Source organism: Streptomyces sp. NPDC046977 (genome assembly GCF_040644455.1).
Classification (GTDB): Bacteria; Actinomycetota; Actinomycetes; order Streptomycetales; family Streptomycetaceae; genus Actinacidiphila.
Window position 1 is genome coordinate 64,466 of the sequence record NZ_JBEYWO010000032.1, and the last position, 17,879, is coordinate 82,344.

Below are 17,879 nucleotides of genomic sequence, written 5' to 3' on the forward strand. Positions count from 1 at the left end.
TCTGCCCAACCCGGTCCCGCGCCGTCAGGCGCCCAGTACCGCCATGGCCGCGTTGTGGCCCGGGATGCCGCTGACGCCGCCGCCCCGGACGGCGCCCGCGCCGCAGAGCAGCACATTGGCGTGGGCCGTCCCGACGCCCCAGGGGCCGGCGTCCTCGCCGTCCGCACCGTCCTCCCGCGCGTACGGGAAGGACAGGTCCCGGTGGAAGATGTGCCCGCCGGGCAGGCCGACCTCCCGTTCCAGGTCCAGCGGCGACTTGGCCTCGATGCACGGCCGCCCGTCCGCGTCGACGGCCAGGCAGTCCGCCAGCGGCTCCGCGAGCACCGCGTCGAGCTGCGCGAGCGTGGCCCTCAGCAGGGCGTCCTTCGCCCCGGCGGGGTCGGCCGCGAAGAGCCGCGCGGGAGCGTGCAGCCCGAACAGGGTGAGGGTGTGCATGCCCTCCGCGACGAGCCCGGGGGCCAGGATCGTGGGGTCGGTCAGCGAGTGGCAGTAGATCTCCGACGGCGGGGCCGTGGGCACCGCCCCCGCCGCGGCCTCCTCGTACGCGCTCTGCAGCCCGCTGTAGGACTCGGCGATGTGGAAGGTGCCGGAGAACGCCTCGTGCGGGTCCGCGTCCGCGTCCCGCAGCCGCGGCAGGCGGCGCAGCAGCATGTTGACCTTGAGCTGGGCGCCCTCGGGCCGGTCCGGGGCGGGCTCGCCGAGCAGTCCGGCCAGGGCGTGCGGCGAGGCGTTGACCAGGACGTGCCGGGCCGACACGCGGCCGCCGTCGAAGTCCACCTCCGCCCGGGTCCCGTCCGTGGCGAGCGCGGTGACCTCGGTGCCGGTGAGGATCTCCGCCCCGGCCGCCCGCGCCGCGTCCGCCAGGGCGTCGGTGAGCGCGCCCATGCCGCCGACGGGCACGTCCCAGTCGCCGGTGCCGCCGCCGATCACGTGGTAGAGGAAACAGCGGTTCTGCAGCAGCGAGGGGTCGTGGGCGTGCGTGAAGGTGCCGATGAGGGCGTCGGTGAGCACCACGCCCCGCACCACGTCGTCCTCGAACGCCGCCTCGACGCTCTCGCCCAGCGGCCGTTCGAACAACTGCTCCCAGGCCGCCTTGTCGTCCACGATCCGCTCCAGCTCGCCGCGCGAGGGCAGCGGCCCGGTCAGCGTCGGGAAGACCCGCTCGGCGACCCGCTGCGTCATCCCGTAGAAGCGCTGCCACGCCTCGAAGTCGCGGTCGGAGCCGGTGAGCCGCACGAAGCTCTCCCGGGTGCGGGCGGCCGACCCGGCGTCCACGAGCAGGCCGCCGTCCCCGTGCGGGGTGTACGAGGAGATCCGGCGCCGCCGCACCGCGAAGCGCAGCCCCAGGTCGTCGATGATCTTCCGGGGCAGCAGGCTCACGAGGTACGAGTAGCGCGACAGCCGCGCGTCGAAGCCGCTGAACGCCCGCGTCGAGACGGCGGCGCCGCCGGTCGAGGGCAGGCGCTCCAGCAGCAGCACCGAGCGGCCGGCCCGCGCGAGGTACGCGGCGGCGACCAGGCCGTTGTGGCCGCCGCCCACGATCACGGCGTCGTAGGTGGTCCGAAGGGGCCGGTGGGACCGCGGCGACTGCGGCTGCTGAACCATGGGCCCCTTCGTATCACGGTCAGTCGCGCAGCTCCATGGTGCAGCACTTCACGCTGCCGCCCGCCTTGTGCAGTTCGGACATGTCGACCGTGAGCGGCTCGAAACCGCGCTCCCGCAGCGGCTTGAGCAGCCCCTTCGCCGCGGCCGGGACCAGGACGTTCAGACCGTCGCTGACGCAGTTCATGCCGAAGGCGAGGGCGTCGTCGCGGGTGGCGATCAGCGCGTCGGGGAAGAGCCGGCGCAGCACCGACCGGCTGCCGGGGGAGAAGGCGTCCGGGTAGTACATGATCTCGTCGCCGGAGAGCACGCACAGCGCCGTGTCCAGGTGGTAGAAGTGCGGGTCGGTGAGCTCCAGGCCGATCACGGGCCTGCCGAAGTACTCCTGGAGCTCGGAGTGCGACAGCGGGCTGCTGCGGAAGCCCTTGCCGGCCAGCAGCCAGCTTTCGGTGACCGCGAAGTCGCCCTCGCCCTCGTTGATGTGCTGCGGGTCGTGGACGTGGGTGTAGCCGCGGCTGAGGAACCAGTCGCGGTGCGCCGGGGCCTCCGCCTTGCGCTCGACATTGGCGAAGCGGGCGCCGAAGACCCGTCCGTCCACCACGGTCGCGCCGTTCGCCGCGAACACCATGTCCGGCAGGCCGGGCAGCGGCTGCAGGATCTCGACGGCGTGGCCCAGCGAGCGGTACCGGTCGCGGAGGTCCTCCCACTGGAAGAGGGCGAGCGCGGGATCGACCGGCTTTGCGGGGTCCATCCACGGGTTGATGGAGTAGGTGACCCGGAAGTACGTGGGGGGACACATCAGGTACCGCCGGAACGAAGCGGTTCGCGCTGCGCTCAATGAAGGCTCCTCACGGTGTGGTTGAGGCCGTTGTGCTCATGGTGGACCCGCGGCGGACGTCGCGCACCGGATTGCGGACCGAAAAATGCCCGTTCGGCCCTGGTGGGCGGCCTCTAAGGTGAGCGCATGCCGACACCGAGCGCCGCCTCCGACGACCTCCTGCTCCCCGGGACCCGCCGTGCCCTGCTGCACCGGATCGCGGTTGCCCAGTCCACCTCCCGCACGCCGTCCCTCGTGGCGGCCGTCGTCCGGGACGGCCGCACCTTGTGGACCGGCGCCCGGTCCTGCGTGGACGGGCACGCGCCGGACGCGGACACGCAGTACCGGATCGGCTCTATCACCAAGACCTTCGTGGCCGTGCTGGTGATGCGGCTGCGCGACGCGGGACGCCTCGGGCTGGACGACGCGGTGGACAAGCACCTCGGCTCCACCGCCGCGAGCGGGGTGACGATCCGTCAACTCCTGGCGCACACCGCGGGACTGGCCTCCGAGTCCCCGGGCCCCTGGTGGGAGCGCACCCCCGGTGGGCTGCGCCCCGACATCGACGCCCTGCTCGGCGAGCACGCCCGGCTGCACCCGGCCGGTGAGCGCCACCACTACTCCAACCCGGGCTTCGCCCTGCTCGGCGCCGTCGTGGAGCGGCTCCACGACGGGCAGCCGTGGGACGAAGTGCTCTGGTCCCAGGTGCTCGAACCGCTCGGCATGACCCGCACCACCCGCCGCCCGCAGGCCCCGCACGCGGGCGGCTGGGCCGTGCACCCGTACGCCGAACTGATGCTGCCGGAGGCCGTGCACGAGACCGGGCTGATGGCACCGGCGGGCGAACTGTGGTCGACGGCGGACGACTTGTGCCGCTGGGCCGCCTTCCTGGCCGCGGGTGACGAGGACGTCCTGTCCGCCGCCACTCTGGAGGAGATGCGCCGGCCCGCCGCGCCCGGCGGCGACCACGGCCTCGGGCTCCAGCTGACGGCGGCGGCGGACGGCCGCCCGCTGGTCGGGCACGGCGGCTCCATGCCCGGCTTCGTGGCCGGGCTGTGGTGCGACGCCGTCGAGCAGTTGGGCGCCGTCGTCCTCGCCAACTCCACGACCGGCGCCCAGACCGGGGTGGTCGCACGGGACCTGCTGCGCATCGTCACCGAGCACGAGCCGCGCATCCCCGAGCCCTGGCGCCCGGTCTCCGACCCCGACCCCGAACTGCTGGCGCTGACCGGCCCCTGGTACTGGGGCACCTCCCCGCACGTGCTGCGGCTGACCGCCGGCCGCGACCTGGAACTCGCCCCCGCGACCCCCGGCGGCGGCCGCGGCGCCCGCTTCCGCGCCGAACCGGACGGCACCTGGACCGGTCTGGAGGGCTACTACGACGGTGAGACGCTGCGCGCGGTCCGCTCCGCCGACGGCACCGTCAGCCACCTCGACGTCGGCACGTTCGTTCTCACCCGCACCCCCTACGACCCCGCCGCCCCGGTGCCGGGCGGCGTCGACCCGGCCGGCTGGGGGGCGCACGGGGCGTGAGGGAGCCGTACGCGCTCAGGCGGTGAGCGGGAACTCCCGCCCGAGCGCGGCGAAGACCGCCGAGTTGTGGGCGAAGGCCCGGCGGCACTCCTCCACGACGCGCTGCCTCTCCAGTTCGCCGGCGGGCAGCGCGTCCAGCAGGGCCCGGTACTCCCGCTTGAAGGCGGCGGGATTGCCGATCGCCTCGAAGACGTAGAAGCGCACACCGTCGCCCTTGCGGGTGAAGCCCCAGGTCCTCTCGGCGATGCCGCGGATGACCTGCCCGCCGGAGAGGTCGCCGAGGTAGCGGGTGTAGTGGTGGGCGACATAGCCCGCCGACCAGTCGCGGGCCGTCTCCGTGATGCGGGCGGCGTAGGCGGCGGTCTCGGGCAGGACCGCCGCCCGCTCCCGCCAGCCGGCGCCGAGCAGGTGGCCCAGATCGCGTTCGAGCGCGGCGACCCGGGGCAGCTCCGGCCGCAGGAACGGTCCCGCGACGGGGTCGCCCGCCAGGGCCGCGGCTCCGTCCTCCAGGGCCCGGTAGACGAACCACAGTTGCTCGGTGTACCGGGCGTACGCGCTCACCCCGAGGCGTCCGCCGAGCAGGTCGCCGATGAACGTGGAGTTCTCCGCCTCGGTGTGGCGGTCGTGGGAGGCGGCGCGGATCACGGTGGAGAACGGTGGGGCTCCGGAGGGGCCGGCGGTCGTCAAGGGGAGCCTCCTGCGGTCGGGCCGTGCAGGAATCGTGCCCACTTAGGCTTGCCTTAGTCAATGGGCTTGCCGACAGTCTGTCGGAAACCAGGCTACGTCCGGGCGGTGCGGTATGGGATCATTTGCGGGCACCCATCCCCCCTTCGGGGGACCTTCCGGGCACCCCGGGTGCAAACCGGATCCGTACAGGGCGCAGGATGGAATTCCACCATCCGTGGATTCCGCTCACGTCTTTTCCTTCGTTACGTAGGGTGGAGCGAGGGTTCACACGGGCGAGGGAAGGGGCTCGATGGTCACCAAGGGCAGGTTGTCCGGCTGGTTGCGCCGGAAAGCGGGGGAGCGGGACGCCGACGGCGAGGACGCCCTCGCCCGGCGGATCCCGGGCGCCCGCGACCGGGACGACCTGCTGCTCGCGGCCGCCGAGGCCGGCCTGCCACTGGCCCCCGCCGCGCACCCCTCCGCCGAGTCCGGCTACCGCTGCTCCTGCGACCGGATCGGCTGCCCCACCCCGGGCCGGCACCCCGTCTCCTTCGCCTGGCAGACCCAGGCCACCACGGACCCCGAGGCGATCCGCCGCTGGCTGCGCACCGAGCCGCTCGCGAACTTCATCACCGCCACCGGCATCGCCCACGACGTCCTGGACGTCCCCGCCGAGGCCGGCCGGATCGCCCTGGACCGCCTGGCCGCCGAGGGGGCCGCCACCGGGCCGGTCGCCGTCTCCGACGGCCGGACCCTGTTCTTCACCGGCACCCGCGCCACCGCCGACGAGGACGAGTGGTGGCCCTGCGAACTGGACTGCCACCCCGAGACCCTCGACGAGCACCCCGGCCTGCGCTGGCACTGCCGTGCCAGCTACGTGCTGATGCCGCCCTCGCGCCTGCCCTCGGGCGCCGTCGTCACCTGGCTGCCCGGCCACGGCCCCGACCGCCCGCTGCCCGACCCCCTGCCGCTGCTCACCGTCCTGACCGACGCCTGCGCCCAGATCGAGCACGAGCCCGAAACGGCCGGCTGGATCGCCTGAGCCGCCCCTCCCGGCGCCGGCGAGCCCGGCCGCCGTGCCAGCCCCGGCCCGTCGCGGTTCCCGTGGCCCCGGCGTGGTGTGCGCGAGGCGCAGAAGTCCGGCGCCTCGCTGTGCACTCGGCCGCCGCGCCCGGCCTGCTGCCGGATCCAGGGCTGTTCGCGCATCCCGGCGTGGGCGGACCTCCTCACGCTCGCGGACCGGCGCGGCCCGACTCCCGCTCGGCACGATCCGGCCGGTGTCCGGTCGGGGATCCCGGCCGCCTCGGAACACGGCACCGCGAGACCCTTGGGCACCCGGCCCGGGCCGATCCGGCGCCGAGCGCTCAGCGCTTGGTCTCGTAGCTGGTCAGGACCACGCCGCCGGGAAACGTCCGGGTCTCCACCAGGGTCAGGTTCACCCAGTTGTCCAGGGCGGTGAAGAACGGCGTGCCCCCGCCCACCAGGACCGGATGGGTGACGATCGTGTACCCGTCGATCAGCCCGGCCCGCATGGCCGCCGCGGCGAGCGTGGCACCGCCGATGTCCATGGGGCCGCCGTCGTCGGCCTTGAGCCTGGTGATCTCGGTGACCGCGTCGCCGGTGACCAGACGGGTGTTCCCGTCGACCGTGCTGGTCGTGGAGGAGAACACCGCCTTCGGCATGTCCCGCCAGCGCCCGGCGTACTCGATCGTCGCCGGTGTGGCCCCCGGCTGCTTGTCGGCGGTCGGCCAGTGGGAGCTCATCGTCTCCCACAGCCTGCGCCCGTACAGGGCCAGGCCCGTCGCGCCCACCCGGTCGGACCACCACTGGAACAGCTCGTCGTTCGGCACGCTCCAGCCGAGGTCGTCGCCGGGCGCGGCGATGTAGCCGTCCAGGCTCATGTTCATGGCAAAGGTCAGTTTCCGCATGGCGGCAGCCTCCCGTGAGCCGGCCTCCGGCGTACAGACCGCCACGGCGGAGCCCCCACCGTGCCCGGAGACCGGCCGGGCCCGGCACGGTCCGGCCTCCGCGCCGGCGGCGGGGCGCCGCCCGGAAACCTCAGCCCTTGTCGGCGACGGGCCCCGCGCCCTCAGGCACTCGCTCGCCGGAAGCGGCGCGCGCCGGCGGCGCGGCGGGCCGGCCGGGGCGCAGGAAGAAGAACATGGCCGGCGCGAGGTAGAGCGCCCAGACCGCGACCTGGAGCCAGGTCGGGTCCGGCTGGAAGTTGAACACGCCCTTGAGCAGCGTTCCGTACCAGGAGTCCGCGGGGATCGTCGTGCTGATGTCGAATGCCCGCGAGCCCAGTCCGGGCAGCCAGTCGGCCTCCTGGAGGTCGTGGAAGCCGTACGCGAGGACGCCGGCCGCCACGACGACCAGCATCGCCCCGGTCCAGGTGAAGAACTTGGCCAGGTTGATACGGACCGCGCCGCGGTAGAACAGCCAGCCGAGGACCACGGCCGTGAGCAGTCCCAGCGCCGCGCCGACCAGCGGCCGTACGCCGTCGTCGGTGGCCTGCACGGCGGTCCAGATGAACAGCGAGGTCTCCAGCCCTTCGCGGCCCACCGCGAGGAAGGCGGTGACGATCAGCGCGCCGGTGCCCATGGCGACCGCGGCGTCCAGCTTGCCGTGCAGTTCGGCCTTCAGGTGCCGCGCGGTGCGCCGCATCCAGAACACCATCCAGGTCACCAGACCGACCGCGATGACCGACAGCGAGCCGCCGAGCGCCTCCTGCGCCTGGAAGGTGAGTTCGGAGGAGCCGAACTGCAGCGCGGCGCCGAAGCCGAGGCTCAGCAGCACCGCGGCGCCGACGCCGAGCCAGACCGGGGGCAGCTTGTCCTTGCGGTCCGTCTTCACCAGGTAGGCGACCAGGATGCAGACGACCAGGCTGGCCTCCAGGCCCTCACGGAGTCCGATCAGGTAGTTGCCGAACACCCGCCGTCACTTCCTTTCAGTTGTTCCCGAAGAGCGCGCGGCCCCACCAGTCGCCGGAGTCCCGGACGCCCGGCGGTACGGCGTAGACGGCCGAACCCACGTGCTGGATGTACTCGTTGAGCGCGTCGGTCTTGGCCAGCCGCATCTGCAGCGGGATGAAGCCGTCGCGCACGTCGCGCTGGTAGGCGATGAAGAACAGCCCGGCGTCCAGCCGCCCGAGGCCGTCGGTGCCGTCGGTGAAGGAGTAGCCGCGCCGCAGGATCGTCACACCGCTGTTGTCGGGGTGCGAGAGGCGGACGTGCGCGTCGGGCTTCATCGCCTTGAAGTCCGGGGTGTCCCGCTCGTGCTTCCTGCCGAGCGGGGCGCCCTCGCCCTTGGTCCGGCCGAAGACGTCCTCCTGCTCGCGCAGGGAGGTGCGGTCCCAGGTCTCGATGTGCATCCGGATGCGCCGGGCCACCAGGTACGAGCCGCCGGCCATCCAGGCCGGGCCGTCGCCGGACGGGACCCACACGTGCTTGTCCTGGGCGGCGCGGTCGGAGCCGGCGACGTTGTGCGTGCCGTCCTTGAAGCCCATCAGGTTGCGCGGGGTCTGCTCGTCGGGCGTGGTGGAGGAGGTCTTGCCGAAGCCGAGCTGCGACCAGCGCATCGCGACCTTGCCGAAGCCGATGCGGGCCAGGTTGCGGATGGCGTGCACCGCCACCTGCGGGTCGTCGGCGCAGGCCTGGACGCACAGGTCGCCGCCGCTGCGGCTCGCGTCCAGGTTGTCGCCGGGGAACTTCGGCAGGTCCACCAGGGCCTGCGGGCGCTGCCCGGTGAGCCCGAAGCGGTCCTTGCCGTCGGCGCCACGGAAGAGCGAGGGGCCGAAGCCGACGGTCAGCGTGAGCCGGGAGGGCTGCAGGCCGAGGGCCTCACCGGTGTCGTCCGGCGGGGCCTCGGCGAGGCCGCCGACCGCGCCCTCGCCGACCGGCCGGCCCTGCGTCATCCGGCGCGCGGCCTCGGTCCACTCCTTGAGGAGCGCGATCAGTTCCTCGCGGTCCTCGGTCGTGACGTCGAAGGACGCGAAGTGCAGCCGGTCCTGGACCGGGGTGGTGATGCCGGCCTGGTGCGGGCCGTGGAAGGCGATCGCGCTGCCCGCGGAGGCCGCGGGCTGCACGTCGTTCCCGGTGTGCACGGCGGCGACGGTGCCGCCGGCCGCGGCGGCGCCGAGGACGACCCCGGCGCCGGTCCAGCCGAGCAGTGTGCGCCGCGAGGTGGTGGTCTCCTCGGACATGCTCCCCAGTCCTTTGTGGTGACGGTTACTTGGCGACGGCCGCGGCGAGCTTGGACAGCGGCTCGGCCAGCGCGTTGACGCTGTCCGAGAGCTCCTTGCGGTCGGCCTTGCCGACGGTGTCGTACGAGACGAACGTGTTGCCCTTGCGGTACTTGCCGAGCAGCCCCGTCAGGGCGGTGAACTGCTTGTCCAGTTCGGAGGTGAGCGCCGGGTCGTTCTCGGCGGCGACCGGCTTCAGCAGCTCGTACGCCTTCTGCGCGCCCTCGACGTTGGCCTGGAAGTCCGACAGGTCCGTGTGGGAGTAGCGGTCCTCCTCACCGGTGATCTTGCCGGTGGCGACCTCGTCCAGCAGCTCCTTGGCGCCGTTGGCCATGCTGGTGGCGGTGATCTCGGCCTTGCCGACCCGGGTCTGCCAGTCCTTGAGGTCGGTGACGAGCTGGTCGGCGAGGGTGCCCTCCTCGGCGCCGGCCTTCTTGTCCTTCCACAGGGACTTCTCCAGCCGGTGCCAGCCGGTCCACTTCTGGCCGTCCTCCAGACCGTCCTCACGGGTGTCGGTCAGGGGGTCGATGTCGCCGAAGGACTCGGCGACCGGCTCGGTGCGCTCCCAGCCGACGCGGGACGGCGCGAAGAGCGACTTGGCCTTCTCCACGTCGCCGGCCTTGACGGCGTCCGCGAACTGCTGGACCACCGGGATGGTCTGGTCGGCCTGCTCCTGGGCGTACTTGCGGTACGCGGCGACGGCCGCGTCCAGGCGCGGGTCGCTCTTGACGGCGCCCTTGCCGGTCACGGTGATCTTCTGGCGGATGCCGTCGCCCTGCATGCCGGGCTTGCAGGCGATCTCGTAGGAGCCGGCCTTGATCTCGGCGGTGATGGTGGCCTTGGTGCCGGGGCCGATGTTCTCCCGCTCGGTCACGATCTTGTCGCTGGGCGTGTAGACGTAGACCTCGGTGACCTTGGAGCCCTTGTTCTCCACGGCGAGCTGCACGTGCCCGGCCGGGAAGGTGGTCTTGGAGACGTCGCATGCGGTGTCCGAGGCGGTCACGGTGATCGCGTCCGAGGAGGCGCTGTCCGCCTTCTCCGCGCACCCGGTCACGGCGGTGACGGCGACCACTATGCCGGCGGCGGCTACTGCGGACATGCGGACGGCGGACATACAGGCTCCTGGCGGATCGGTGAGGCAAGGACTTAGGTGAGCCTTTCTGTGGAAAGGCTTGCCTAACTTACCCAAGCCTCATCTCGCCTTGCCCACTATTGGGTAAAGAAAAAGTAATGAAGGGGCGCGCCGCTGTGCGGGCCGGACGGGGGCCTCACGGCAGGGTCAGCACCTCGGCGCCCGTCTCCGTGACGACCAAGGTGTGCTCGAACTGCGCGGTGCGCTTGCGGTCCTTGGTGACCACCGTCCAGCCGTCGTCCCACATCTCGTACTCGTGGGTGCCGAGCGTCAGCATGGGCTCGATGGTGAAGGTCATGCCCGGCTTCATCACCGTGGTGGCTCGCGGGTCGTCGTAGTGCGGGACGATCAGGCCCGAGTGGAAGGACGTGTTGATGCCGTGGCCGGTGAAGTCACGCACCACGCCGTAGCCGAAGCGCTTGGCGTACGACTCGATCACCCGGCCGATCACATTGATCTGCCGGCCCGGCTTGACCGCCTTGATCGCGCGATTCAGCGATTCCCGGGTGCGGTCCACCAACTGCCGTGATTCCTCGGCGACTTCGCCCACGAAATAGGTGGCGTTGGTGTCGCCGTGCACTCCGTGGATGAAAGCCGTCACATCGAGATTGACGATGTCGCCGTCGCGCAGTTCGGTCGAGTCGGGGATGCCGTGGCAGATGACCTCGTTGATGGACGAGCACAGCGACTTGGGGAAGCCCCGGTAGCCGAGGTCCGAGGGGTAGGCCTGGTGGTCGCACATGTAGGTGTGGGCGATCCGGTCCAGTTCGTCGGTGGTGACCCCGGGCGCGATGGCCTTCGCCGCCTCCTCCATCGCCCGCGCGGCGATCCGGGACGCGATGCGCATCTTCTCGACGGTCTCCGCGGACTGCACCTCCGGCCCGTCGTACGGCCGCGGGGCCGGACGGCCCACGTACTCGGGCCGCGGGATCGAGGCGGGGACGTGACGCGTGGGGGAGAGCTTGCCGGGCACCAGGACAGACATGTCAGCGAGTGTATCGGCGGCCGGTCGGGCAGCATGGCGGCAGGACGTCGTACGAGGAGGAGCGATGGCGCCGTTCAGGAGGGTCCGCAAGCCGGCCGGGAAGCCCGGCGAGTGGTTCTACTGCATCGAGCACAGAAAGGTCGAGGAGGGTCCGGAGTGCCCGGCCAAGGACCGCATGGGGCCGTACCCCAGCCGGGCCGACGCCGAACGCGCGATGGAGACCGCCGCCGAGCGCAACCTGCAGTGGGAGAACGACCCGCGGTGGAAGGACCAGCCGCGCGAGGACGAGGGCGACTGACCGACCCGGCCGTTGCCGGGCGCGCGGCGCGGGGGTGCGGCGGCCGGACTCCTCCGCGCCCCCCGCCGCGTCACCCGATTGGCCAGTCCCGGCGGACCGGCCCGCAGCGCCCGGCGGCTCCCGCGCCTAGCACATCGGCCCCCTTCCCGTCCGAGGTTTCGAACGTATTGAGGTTCAGACCAAGGGCGCTCCGTTTCACAGGACATGCGGACCGGATCCGACCACGGCAGGTCGGACGAAGCCGGAGAAACCTGATGAACCGGAGGGGCCCCATGTCCAGGAAACGCAGGCTCGGGACCAAGCAGAAGATCGCGCTGATGACGGGCGCGGCGACGCTCGCCGGCGGCTTCGCCGTGGCGACCATGGCGAGCGGTCACGCCTCCGTGGTGTGCGACGGCCTCGACCAGGCGATTCGCAACAACCAGGCCTTCATCGCGGGGCAGCGGGCGAATCCCGACGCGCAGTCGGCGGCCCGGATCGCCAACCGTGAGGCGGTCATCGCGCAGATCAACGTGCAGCGCCAGGCCTCGGGATGCGGCGCGGCCCCGGCGGCGCCCGCCGCGCCCGCGGGTCAGGGTCAGGGTCAGGGGCAAGGCCAGGGGCAGAACCAGGGCCAGGCGCAGCAGCCGCCCGCCGCGCCGCCCGCGGGCGCGGTGACCGGCCAGGTGGTGTGCCCAGGGTCGACGGTGACGCTGTCCGGCGAGGCGGGCGCCCCGGCCGCGTCCAGCAACCAGTTCCCGATGGGCACCAGGCTCAAGGTGACCAACCTCGACAACGGCAAGTCCACGACGGTTACCGTGACATCGCCGTCCGGGAGCTGCGCGCTGCTGAACAACGCCGCCTTCGAGCAGGTCCGCGAGCCCGGGAAGTTCCTGATCCGGAAGGCGCGGATCGAGCGCGTCGGCTGACGGGGCGACCCCTCCGCCGATCTCCGGCGATCACCCGGCCGTCCGGGCCGCCGCCGAACCAGGAAGCGGCGGTGGCCCGGACCTCTTGACGCGGGCACGACACTCGGCTTCAATCCGGCACTACAGGTCCAGACCAACGGTCCAGACCACTTGCCCGGCACCGCTCGAACCCCCCGCCCCCCACTGGGAGGTCACGTGCTCTTCCGTCGTCGAGTCCCGCGTCCGGGATCCCGCAGATCCCGCATCCTCTCCGTCGTCACCGCCGCCTTCCTGGCCGCCGCAGGATCCCTGATCGCCCTGCCCGGCACCGCCCAGGCGGCCAACCTCGTCACCAACCCCGGCTTCGAGAGCGGCAGTCTGTCCGGCTGGTCCTGCTCGGGCGGCTCCGTCGTCAGCAGCCCGGTGCACAGCGGCACCAAGGCGCTGGCCGGCGCCGTCAGCAGCAGCGACACCGCCCAGTGCACCCAGACCGTGTCCGTGCAGCCCAACACCGCCTACTCGCTGACCGGTTGGGTGCGCGGCACGTACGTCTACCTCGGCGTCACCGGCGGCGCCTCCACCTGGACGCCGTCCGCCGGCTCGTACACCCAGCTGACGGTCCCCTTCACCACCGGGGCCTCGCAGACCAGCGTGCAGCTGTACGTCCACGGCTGGTACGCCCAGGGCACCTACAACGCCGACGACATCAGCCTCGACGGGCCGGGCGGCGGCGGAGGCGGGGACACCCAGGCGCCCAGCGCGCCCAGCGGCCTCACCTCCACCGGCAAAACGTCCTCAACCGTCTCGCTCGCGTGGAACGCCTCCACCGACAACGTCGGCGTCACGAGCTACGACGTCTACCGCGGCAGCACCCTGGCCACCACCGTGACCGGCACCTCCGCCACCGTCACCGGCCTGGCCGCCAGCACCGCGTACACCTTCACCGTCAAGGCGCGCGACGGCGCTGGCAACACCTCGGCGGCCTCCAACGCGGTGAGCGTCACCACCAACGCCGGCGGTGGCGGTGGCACCGGCTTCAAGCAGGCCGCGCCCTACCTCTTCCTCGGCTGGGGCGACCCGCCGAGCGCGACCAGCGTGATGAGCGCCACCGGCGTCAAGTGGTTCACGATGGCCTTCATCCTCTCCTCCGGCGGCTGCAACCCGGCCTGGGACGGCTCCCGTCCGCTGACCGGCGGCGTCGACCAGTCGACCATCAACTCCATCCGCGCGGCCGGCGGCGACATCGTCCCGTCCATCGGCGGCTGGCAGGGCAACAAGCTCGGCCCCAACTGCTCCACCCCCGAGGCGCTGGCCGGTGCCTACCAGCAGGTGATCAACGCCTACGGGCTCAAGGCGATCGACGTCGACATCGAGAACACCGACGAGTTCGAGTCCGAGGTCGTCCAGGACCGCGTCCTCAACGCGCTGAAGATCGTCAAGCAGAACAACCCCGGCATCCGGACGATCCTCACCTTCGGCACGTCGACGACCGGCCCGACCTACTGGGGCGGCCGGCTCATCGACCGGGCCAACGCGCTCGGCGCCAACATCGACGTCTTCACGATCATGCCGTTCGACTTCGGCGGCGGCGCCGACATGTACGGCAACACCGTCAACGCCGCCGAGGGGCTGAAAGCCAAGCTGAAGTCCACCTTCGGCTGGGACGACGCCACCGCCTACGCCCACATGGGCCTGTCCGGGATGAACGGCCTCAGCGACCAGCAGGAGACCACCACCCCGGCGATCTGGACCCAGATCCGGGACTGGGCGAACTCGCACCACATCGCGCGGCTCGCCTACTGGGCCGTCAACCGCGACCGGCCGTGCGCCGGCGGCGGCGTGGTGAGCAACTGCTCCGGCATCAACCAGAGCACCTGGCAGTTCACCTCGATCACCGCCGGGTTCACCGGCTGATCCACGGCCCGGCCGTCCACACCGGCCGGGCCCACCGACCGCCCCACGGGTCAGGCGGCGGGGGACACCGCGTCCTCCGCCGCCGTCCGCATGCCCACCGCGTGCACGTTGGTCCGCGCGTCGTACGCGATCAGCGTCGGCAGGCACACCGCCAGCGTCCCGACCGCCGCCACGCACGCCAGGCCGCCGGTCCACACCGAGGTCCGCAGCCCCAGCACCGCCGCCGCGCCGCCGGCCCGGACCTGGCCCAGCTGGGGGCCGGTCATGAAGGACAGCAGCTCGATGCCCGCGAGGCGGCCGCGCAGGGCGTCCGGGATCGTCTGGTTCCAGATCGTGGAGCGGAACACACCGCTGATCATGTCCAGCGCGCCCGCCAGCACCAGGAACAGCAGCACCAGCCACACATTGCGGGTCAGCCCGGCGGCCGCCATGCACAGCCCGAAGCCCGCCGCGGCCAGCACGATCGCCACGCCGTGCCGGTGCACCCGGGACGACCAGCCGCTCGTCAGGCTCATCAGCATCGCCCCGGCCGGCAGCGCCGCGTACATCAGGCCCAGCGACCACGGGGCGCCCAGGTCGTCCGCCATGAAGGGGAACACGGCGATCGGGAACGCCAGGCCCATCGCCGCGATGTCCACCACATAGGTGCCCAGCAGTTCCTTGCGGCTCCAGGCGTAGCGCGCGCCCTCGCCGATCGAGCGCAGTGAGGGGCGCTCCGCGTCCTGCGAGGGCGGGGACGGCCGCAGGCGCAGGCCCAGCAGCAGCGACACCGCGAAGGTCAGGGCGTCGACGGCGTACGCCCAGCGCAGTCCCGCGTACGCGATGAGCACACCCGCCAGCGCGGGGGCCGCGATGGCGCCGAGCTGCCAGCGCAGCGCGTTCAGCGAGGCCGCCGCGGTGAGCTGGTCGTGCGGCACGATGCGCTGCACGATCGCCTCCAGCGCGGGGCGTTGCAGCCCGCCGAGCGCGCTGGTCAGCGCCGCCACCACGTACAGCGGCCAGAGCAGCGGACGCGGCAGCAGGGTGTTCGCCAGCAGCAGGACCGACATCAGGCCGAGCGCGGCCTCCGTCCACAGGATCAGCTTCCGCCGGTCGAGGGCGTCGGCCAGGGCGCCCCCGTAGAGCCCGAACACCACCAGCGGTACGAGCTCCACCGCCCCCAGCGCGCCGACCGCCAGCGTCGATCCGGTGAGGTTCTTGATCTGGACCGGGAGCGCCACGAAGGTCAGGAAGCTGCCGAAGCTCGTGATCAGCCCGGCGCACCACATCAGGCGGAAGTCGCGGGAGCTGCGCCACGGCGCGAGGTCGGGGAGGAGATTGCGCACCCTCGCATGTTTCGCGGGCGGGCGGCGGGGTGCAACGCATTTTCCGGCGCCGGCCCGGTGGACGCCGTGGTCCACCGGGCCGGTCCGGGCGGCGCGTTCAGGCCATGAGGCCCGCGGCCTCCAGGCGTTCGCCGACGGCCTTGACCGCGGTGTCGTCCAGCGGCACCTGCGGCGCGGCCGTGGCGGCGCAGGGAATGACGCCCCGCAGGTGCAGGGCCGCCTTGAAGGCGCCGAGCGCCGAGGCACTGGCGCTCATCGGGGCGGCCGCGGCGCCGATGTCGACGATGGAGAAGAGCGCGGCGAGCCGGTCCTGCTCCGCCGCGGCCTCCCGCCAGCGTCCGGCCAGCGCGTGCTCGTAGAGCCGCACATAGCCGTGCGGGTCGACGTTGCCGAGTCCCGGCACGACACCGTGGGCGCCGGCCAGCAGGGCGGCGTCGACGGTGAGTTCGGAGCCGGTGAGAAGGGAGAAGGAGCCGGACAGACCGCGCCGGCGCAGCTCCACGAGCAGCCGGCGCATGCCGCCGTCGGCGCCGCTGCTGTCCTTGAGGCCGGCCAGCGTGCCGTTCTCCGCCAGCGCCAGCACCGTCGCCGCGGGCAGCTTGGTGTGCACGGCGGAGGGGATGTCGTACGCGAACAGCGGCAGGCCGTCCGCGCCGTCCCGCACCCGGCGGAAGTGGTCCGCGATCTCGGCCGGGTGCGTGGTGGTGTAGAAGGGCGCGGTCGCCACCAGCGCGTCCGCACCCGCCGCGACGGCCGCCCGGACGTGGTCCAGCACCCGGGCCGTGGTCATGTCGACGACCCCGGCGAGCACGGGGACGCGCCCGCCGACCGCCTCGACGACGGTGGTGAGCGCGATCCGGCGTTGCGCGTCGGACAGATAGGCCGTCTCGCCGCTCGACCCGAGCGCGAAGACGCCGTGGACGCCCGCCGAGAGCACATGGCCGACCAAGGCGCGCAGCCCGTCGGTGTCCACGTCGCCCGCGGGCGTGAGGGGAGTGCACAGAGGAGGTACGACGCCGCACAAGGGGGCGTGCATATCGGTCATAACGGTCACTTCTACCAGCTTGCCGGGGGCGGCGACACGAACTGCTCGGCGAGCCGCGCGAGCCGCGGCAGCCGGTCCCGCAGCCGCACCCGCCGCCCCGCGGCGGCACTGACCAGGTGCTGCAGCAGTTCGAGTCCCACCTCGCCGGGTTCCGGCGGCACCGACAGCGCCTCATGGGCGAGACCGGCCAGCTCCCGGTCGCCCGCGTCCATCGCCAGCACCCTCGCCCCGGCCCGCCGGGCGCCGTCCACCCGTTCCAGCAGCCCCGCCTCCGCCTGCCCGGGCGCGACCACCAGGACCGTCTCGCCGCGCCGCGCGGCCTCCAGCCGGGCCGTGCCCACCGCGAGATGCGCGGGCGCGCCCGGCGGCACGCGCTGCCGCACCAGGACGGGGGAGAGCTCCGGCAGCCCGCTCCAGGCGGCCTCGTCGTCCAGATGCGCGGCCATGTGCCACGGCTCGTACCCGCCGCCGCCCACCAGCAGCAGCCCGCCCGGGGAGCCGCGGCGGACCGCGCCGCGCAGCGCCCCCGCGAACGCCCGGGTCCGCTCCGGCCACTCGCTGCCGGCCAGCAGTTCACGGACGACCTCGACCCGTACGGCATCCATGCCACGGCATCCTGGCGCAGGCCTCCGCCGCCGTACCGGGCTTCCCGCCCGGCTCACCCGAAGGGGGTCACTGTGCGGGAAGGGCGCCCGCGACCCTGGCCCGTACGTCGGTGAAGTGCCGGCGCATCGCCGCCCGCGCCGCGCCCGCGTCCCCGGTGCGCAGCGCGCCCACCACCGCGCGGTGGTTGGCGATGACGCGCTCGACGGGGTCGTCGGCGGGCGCCAGGGCGGAGCCGACGTCCTGGTAGACGCTCCAGAACAGGTCCATGAGCTGGAGCACCAGTTCGTTGTCGCAGGTCGCGTACAACAGCGCGTGGAAGGTGCGGTCGGCGTCCGGGTCGGTGACCATCCGCGAGGCGAGCGCGTCGAGTTCGTCGAGCCGCTCCGGCGGTATGGTGCCGGCCACCTCGCCTATCAGCCCGACCTCCAGCAGTTCGCGCACGGCCACCAGATCGGCCAGCGCCCGTACCCGGGAGCGGATGTGGAAGGTGAGCGAGGGCAGCAGCACCCGCAGCGGAGCGTCGGTCACGAAGGTGCCGGTGCCGTGGCGTATCTCGACGATGCCGAGCGCCTGGAGCGCGCGCACCGCCTCGCGCACGCTGTTGCGGCCGGCGCCCAGCAGATCCATCAGCTGCGGCTCGGTGGGCAATGTGGCGCCGGGGGCGAGTCGCTGCTCGTGGATGAGCTCGATGATGCGATCCTGGAGCGTCGGGCCGCGGCCCCCGCCGGCGGTTCTGGTCACAAGTGGCCGCCTTTCCCACGTGCTGTCGTGCTTTCTTGACGTGCCGTCAGTGTCTTGTCTACCGTCCCTTGACGACAAGGGACGTCCT

General features: G+C 72.7%; 17 protein-coding genes. 5 read left to right on the top strand and 12 right to left on the bottom strand.

What is annotated here, in order from left to right:
- Positions 1-24 precede the first annotated feature (24 nt).
- A complete protein-coding gene (locus ABZ883_RS35060) occupies positions 25-1,605 on the bottom strand; it encodes an NAD(P)/FAD-dependent oxidoreductase (protein WP_360913539.1) in 1,581 nt (526 codons plus the stop codon).
- Between the two features lie 19 nt (positions 1,606-1,624).
- Positions 1,625-2,440: a dimethylargininase gene (ddaH, locus tag ABZ883_RS35065; protein WP_360913541.1), complete on the bottom strand. Its 816-nt coding sequence runs from the start codon at positions 2,438-2,440 to the stop codon at positions 1,625-1,627.
- A 126-nt stretch (positions 2,441-2,566) separates the two neighbouring features.
- Between ddaH and ABZ883_RS35070 the strand changes: the two genes are divergently transcribed.
- Complete coding sequence (locus ABZ883_RS35070; protein WP_360913543.1) at positions 2,567-3,952, top strand: serine hydrolase domain-containing protein; 1,386 nt, start codon at positions 2,567-2,569, stop codon at positions 3,950-3,952.
- Between the two features lie 15 nt (positions 3,953-3,967).
- Here ABZ883_RS35070 and ABZ883_RS35075 read toward each other — a convergent pair whose 3' ends face one another.
- Positions 3,968-4,639, bottom strand: coding sequence for a biliverdin-producing heme oxygenase (locus ABZ883_RS35075; RefSeq protein WP_360913545.1), 672 nt, complete (start codon positions 4,637-4,639; stop codon positions 3,968-3,970).
- A 289-nt stretch (positions 4,640-4,928) separates the two neighbouring features.
- Between ABZ883_RS35075 and ABZ883_RS35080 the strand changes: the two genes are divergently transcribed.
- A complete protein-coding gene (locus ABZ883_RS35080; RefSeq protein ID WP_360913547.1) occupies positions 4,929-5,660 on the top strand; it encodes a bifunctional DNA primase/polymerase in 732 nt (243 codons plus the stop codon).
- 322 nt (positions 5,661-5,982) lie between these two features.
- On the opposite strand, the gene ABZ883_RS35085 is transcribed toward ABZ883_RS35080, so the two are convergent.
- The 5 genes from ABZ883_RS35085 to map all read right to left on the bottom strand — a co-directional run bounded on the left by ABZ883_RS35085 (position 5,983) and on the right by map (position 10,975).
- On the bottom strand, positions 5,983-6,546 hold the full coding sequence (locus ABZ883_RS35085) for a dihydrofolate reductase family protein (RefSeq protein ID WP_360913549.1): 564 nt from the start codon (positions 6,544-6,546) through the stop codon (positions 5,983-5,985).
- 130 nt (positions 6,547-6,676) lie between these two features.
- Positions 6,677-7,549, bottom strand: a complete 873-nt coding sequence (efeU, locus tag ABZ883_RS35090) for an iron uptake transporter permease EfeU (protein ID WP_360913551.1) — start codon at positions 7,547-7,549, stop codon at positions 6,677-6,679.
- Positions 7,550-7,565: 16 nt separating this feature from the next.
- On the bottom strand, positions 7,566-8,819 hold the full coding sequence (gene efeB / locus ABZ883_RS35095) for an iron uptake transporter deferrochelatase/peroxidase subunit (RefSeq protein ID WP_360913553.1): 1,254 nt from the start codon (positions 8,817-8,819) through the stop codon (positions 7,566-7,568).
- Between the two features lie 25 nt (positions 8,820-8,844).
- Positions 8,845-9,972 (bottom strand): iron uptake system protein EfeO, encoded by a 1,128-nt coding sequence (gene efeO, locus ABZ883_RS35100; protein ID WP_360913555.1) that lies wholly within the window; start codon positions 9,970-9,972, stop codon positions 8,845-8,847.
- A 154-nt stretch (positions 9,973-10,126) separates the two neighbouring features.
- Positions 10,127-10,975 carry a type I methionyl aminopeptidase gene (map, locus tag ABZ883_RS35105; protein WP_360913557.1) on the bottom strand — a complete coding sequence of 283 codons (849 nt, stop codon included), beginning with the start codon at positions 10,973-10,975 and terminating at the stop codon, positions 10,127-10,129.
- Positions 10,976-11,039: 64 nt separating this feature from the next.
- Between map and ABZ883_RS35110 the strand changes: the two genes are divergently transcribed.
- The 3 genes from ABZ883_RS35110 (at position 11,040) to ABZ883_RS35120 (ending at position 14,074) form a co-directional block, all read left to right on the top strand.
- Positions 11,040-11,273, top strand: coding sequence for a hypothetical protein (locus tag ABZ883_RS35110; protein WP_360913559.1), 234 nt, complete (start codon positions 11,040-11,042; stop codon positions 11,271-11,273).
- 272 nt (positions 11,274-11,545) lie between these two features.
- A complete protein-coding gene (locus tag ABZ883_RS35115; RefSeq protein WP_360913561.1) occupies positions 11,546-12,181 on the top strand; it encodes a hypothetical protein in 636 nt (211 codons plus the stop codon).
- Positions 12,182-12,376: 195 nt separating this feature from the next.
- The gene (locus ABZ883_RS35120; protein ID WP_360913563.1) at positions 12,377-14,074 is read left to right on the top strand and encodes a carbohydrate binding domain-containing protein; all 1,698 of its coding nucleotides are present in this window, start codon (positions 12,377-12,379) and stop codon (positions 14,072-14,074) included.
- A 50-nt stretch (positions 14,075-14,124) separates the two neighbouring features.
- Here the strand turns inward: ABZ883_RS35120 and ABZ883_RS35125 are convergent, their stop codons facing one another.
- The 4 genes from ABZ883_RS35125 to ABZ883_RS35140 all read right to left on the bottom strand — a co-directional run bounded on the left by ABZ883_RS35125 (position 14,125) and on the right by ABZ883_RS35140 (position 17,791).
- Positions 14,125-15,399: an MFS transporter gene (locus tag ABZ883_RS35125; RefSeq protein ID WP_360913565.1), complete on the bottom strand. Its 1,275-nt coding sequence runs from the start codon at positions 15,397-15,399 to the stop codon at positions 14,125-14,127.
- 97 nt (positions 15,400-15,496) lie between these two features.
- Positions 15,497-16,444: a dihydrodipicolinate synthase family protein gene (locus ABZ883_RS35130; RefSeq protein WP_360913567.1), complete on the bottom strand. Its 948-nt coding sequence runs from the start codon at positions 16,442-16,444 to the stop codon at positions 15,497-15,499.
- 11 nt (positions 16,445-16,455) lie between these two features.
- Complete coding sequence (locus ABZ883_RS35135) at positions 16,456-17,049, bottom strand: hypothetical protein (RefSeq protein ID WP_360913569.1); 594 nt, start codon at positions 17,047-17,049, stop codon at positions 16,456-16,458.
- Between the two features lie 67 nt (positions 17,050-17,116).
- Positions 17,117-17,791 (bottom strand): FCD domain-containing protein, encoded by a 675-nt coding sequence (locus ABZ883_RS35140; protein WP_360913571.1) that lies wholly within the window; start codon positions 17,789-17,791, stop codon positions 17,117-17,119.
- Positions 17,792-17,879 lie beyond the last annotated feature (88 nt).

What these genes read in the sequence shown, in the direction of transcription:
- ABZ883_RS35130 (WP_360913567.1), bottom strand. Translation starts at nt 16,444, where the DNA reads ATGACCGATATGCACGCCCCCTTGTGCGGCGTCGTACCTCCTCTGTGC.
- ABZ883_RS35085 (WP_360913549.1), bottom strand. Translation starts at nt 6,546, where the DNA reads ATGCGGAAACTGACCTTTGCCATGAACATGAGCCTGGACGGCTACATC.
- efeB (WP_360913553.1), bottom strand. Translation starts at nt 8,819, where the DNA reads ATGTCCGAGGAGACCACCACCTCGCGGCGCACACTGCTCGGCTGGACC.
- ABZ883_RS35060 (WP_360913539.1), bottom strand. Translation starts at nt 1,605, where the DNA reads ATGGTTCAGCAGCCGCAGTCGCCGCGGTCCCACCGGCCCCTTCGGACC.
- ABZ883_RS35135 (WP_360913569.1), bottom strand. Translation starts at nt 17,049, where the DNA reads ATGGATGCCGTACGGGTCGAGGTCGTCCGTGAACTGCTGGCCGGCAGC.
- ABZ883_RS35115 (WP_360913561.1), top strand. Translation starts at nt 11,546, where the DNA reads ATGTCCAGGAAACGCAGGCTCGGGACCAAGCAGAAGATCGCGCTGATG.
- efeO (WP_360913555.1), bottom strand. Translation starts at nt 9,972, where the DNA reads ATGTCCGCCGTCCGCATGTCCGCAGTAGCCGCCGCCGGCATAGTGGTC.
- ABZ883_RS35070 (WP_360913543.1), top strand. Translation starts at nt 2,567, where the DNA reads ATGCCGACACCGAGCGCCGCCTCCGACGACCTCCTGCTCCCCGGGACC.
- map (WP_360913557.1), bottom strand. Translation starts at nt 10,975, where the DNA reads ATGTCTGTCCTGGTGCCCGGCAAGCTCTCCCCCACGCGTCACGTCCCC.
- ABZ883_RS35080 (WP_360913547.1), top strand. Translation starts at nt 4,929, where the DNA reads ATGGTCACCAAGGGCAGGTTGTCCGGCTGGTTGCGCCGGAAAGCGGGG.
- ABZ883_RS35110 (WP_360913559.1), top strand. Translation starts at nt 11,040, where the DNA reads ATGGCGCCGTTCAGGAGGGTCCGCAAGCCGGCCGGGAAGCCCGGCGAG.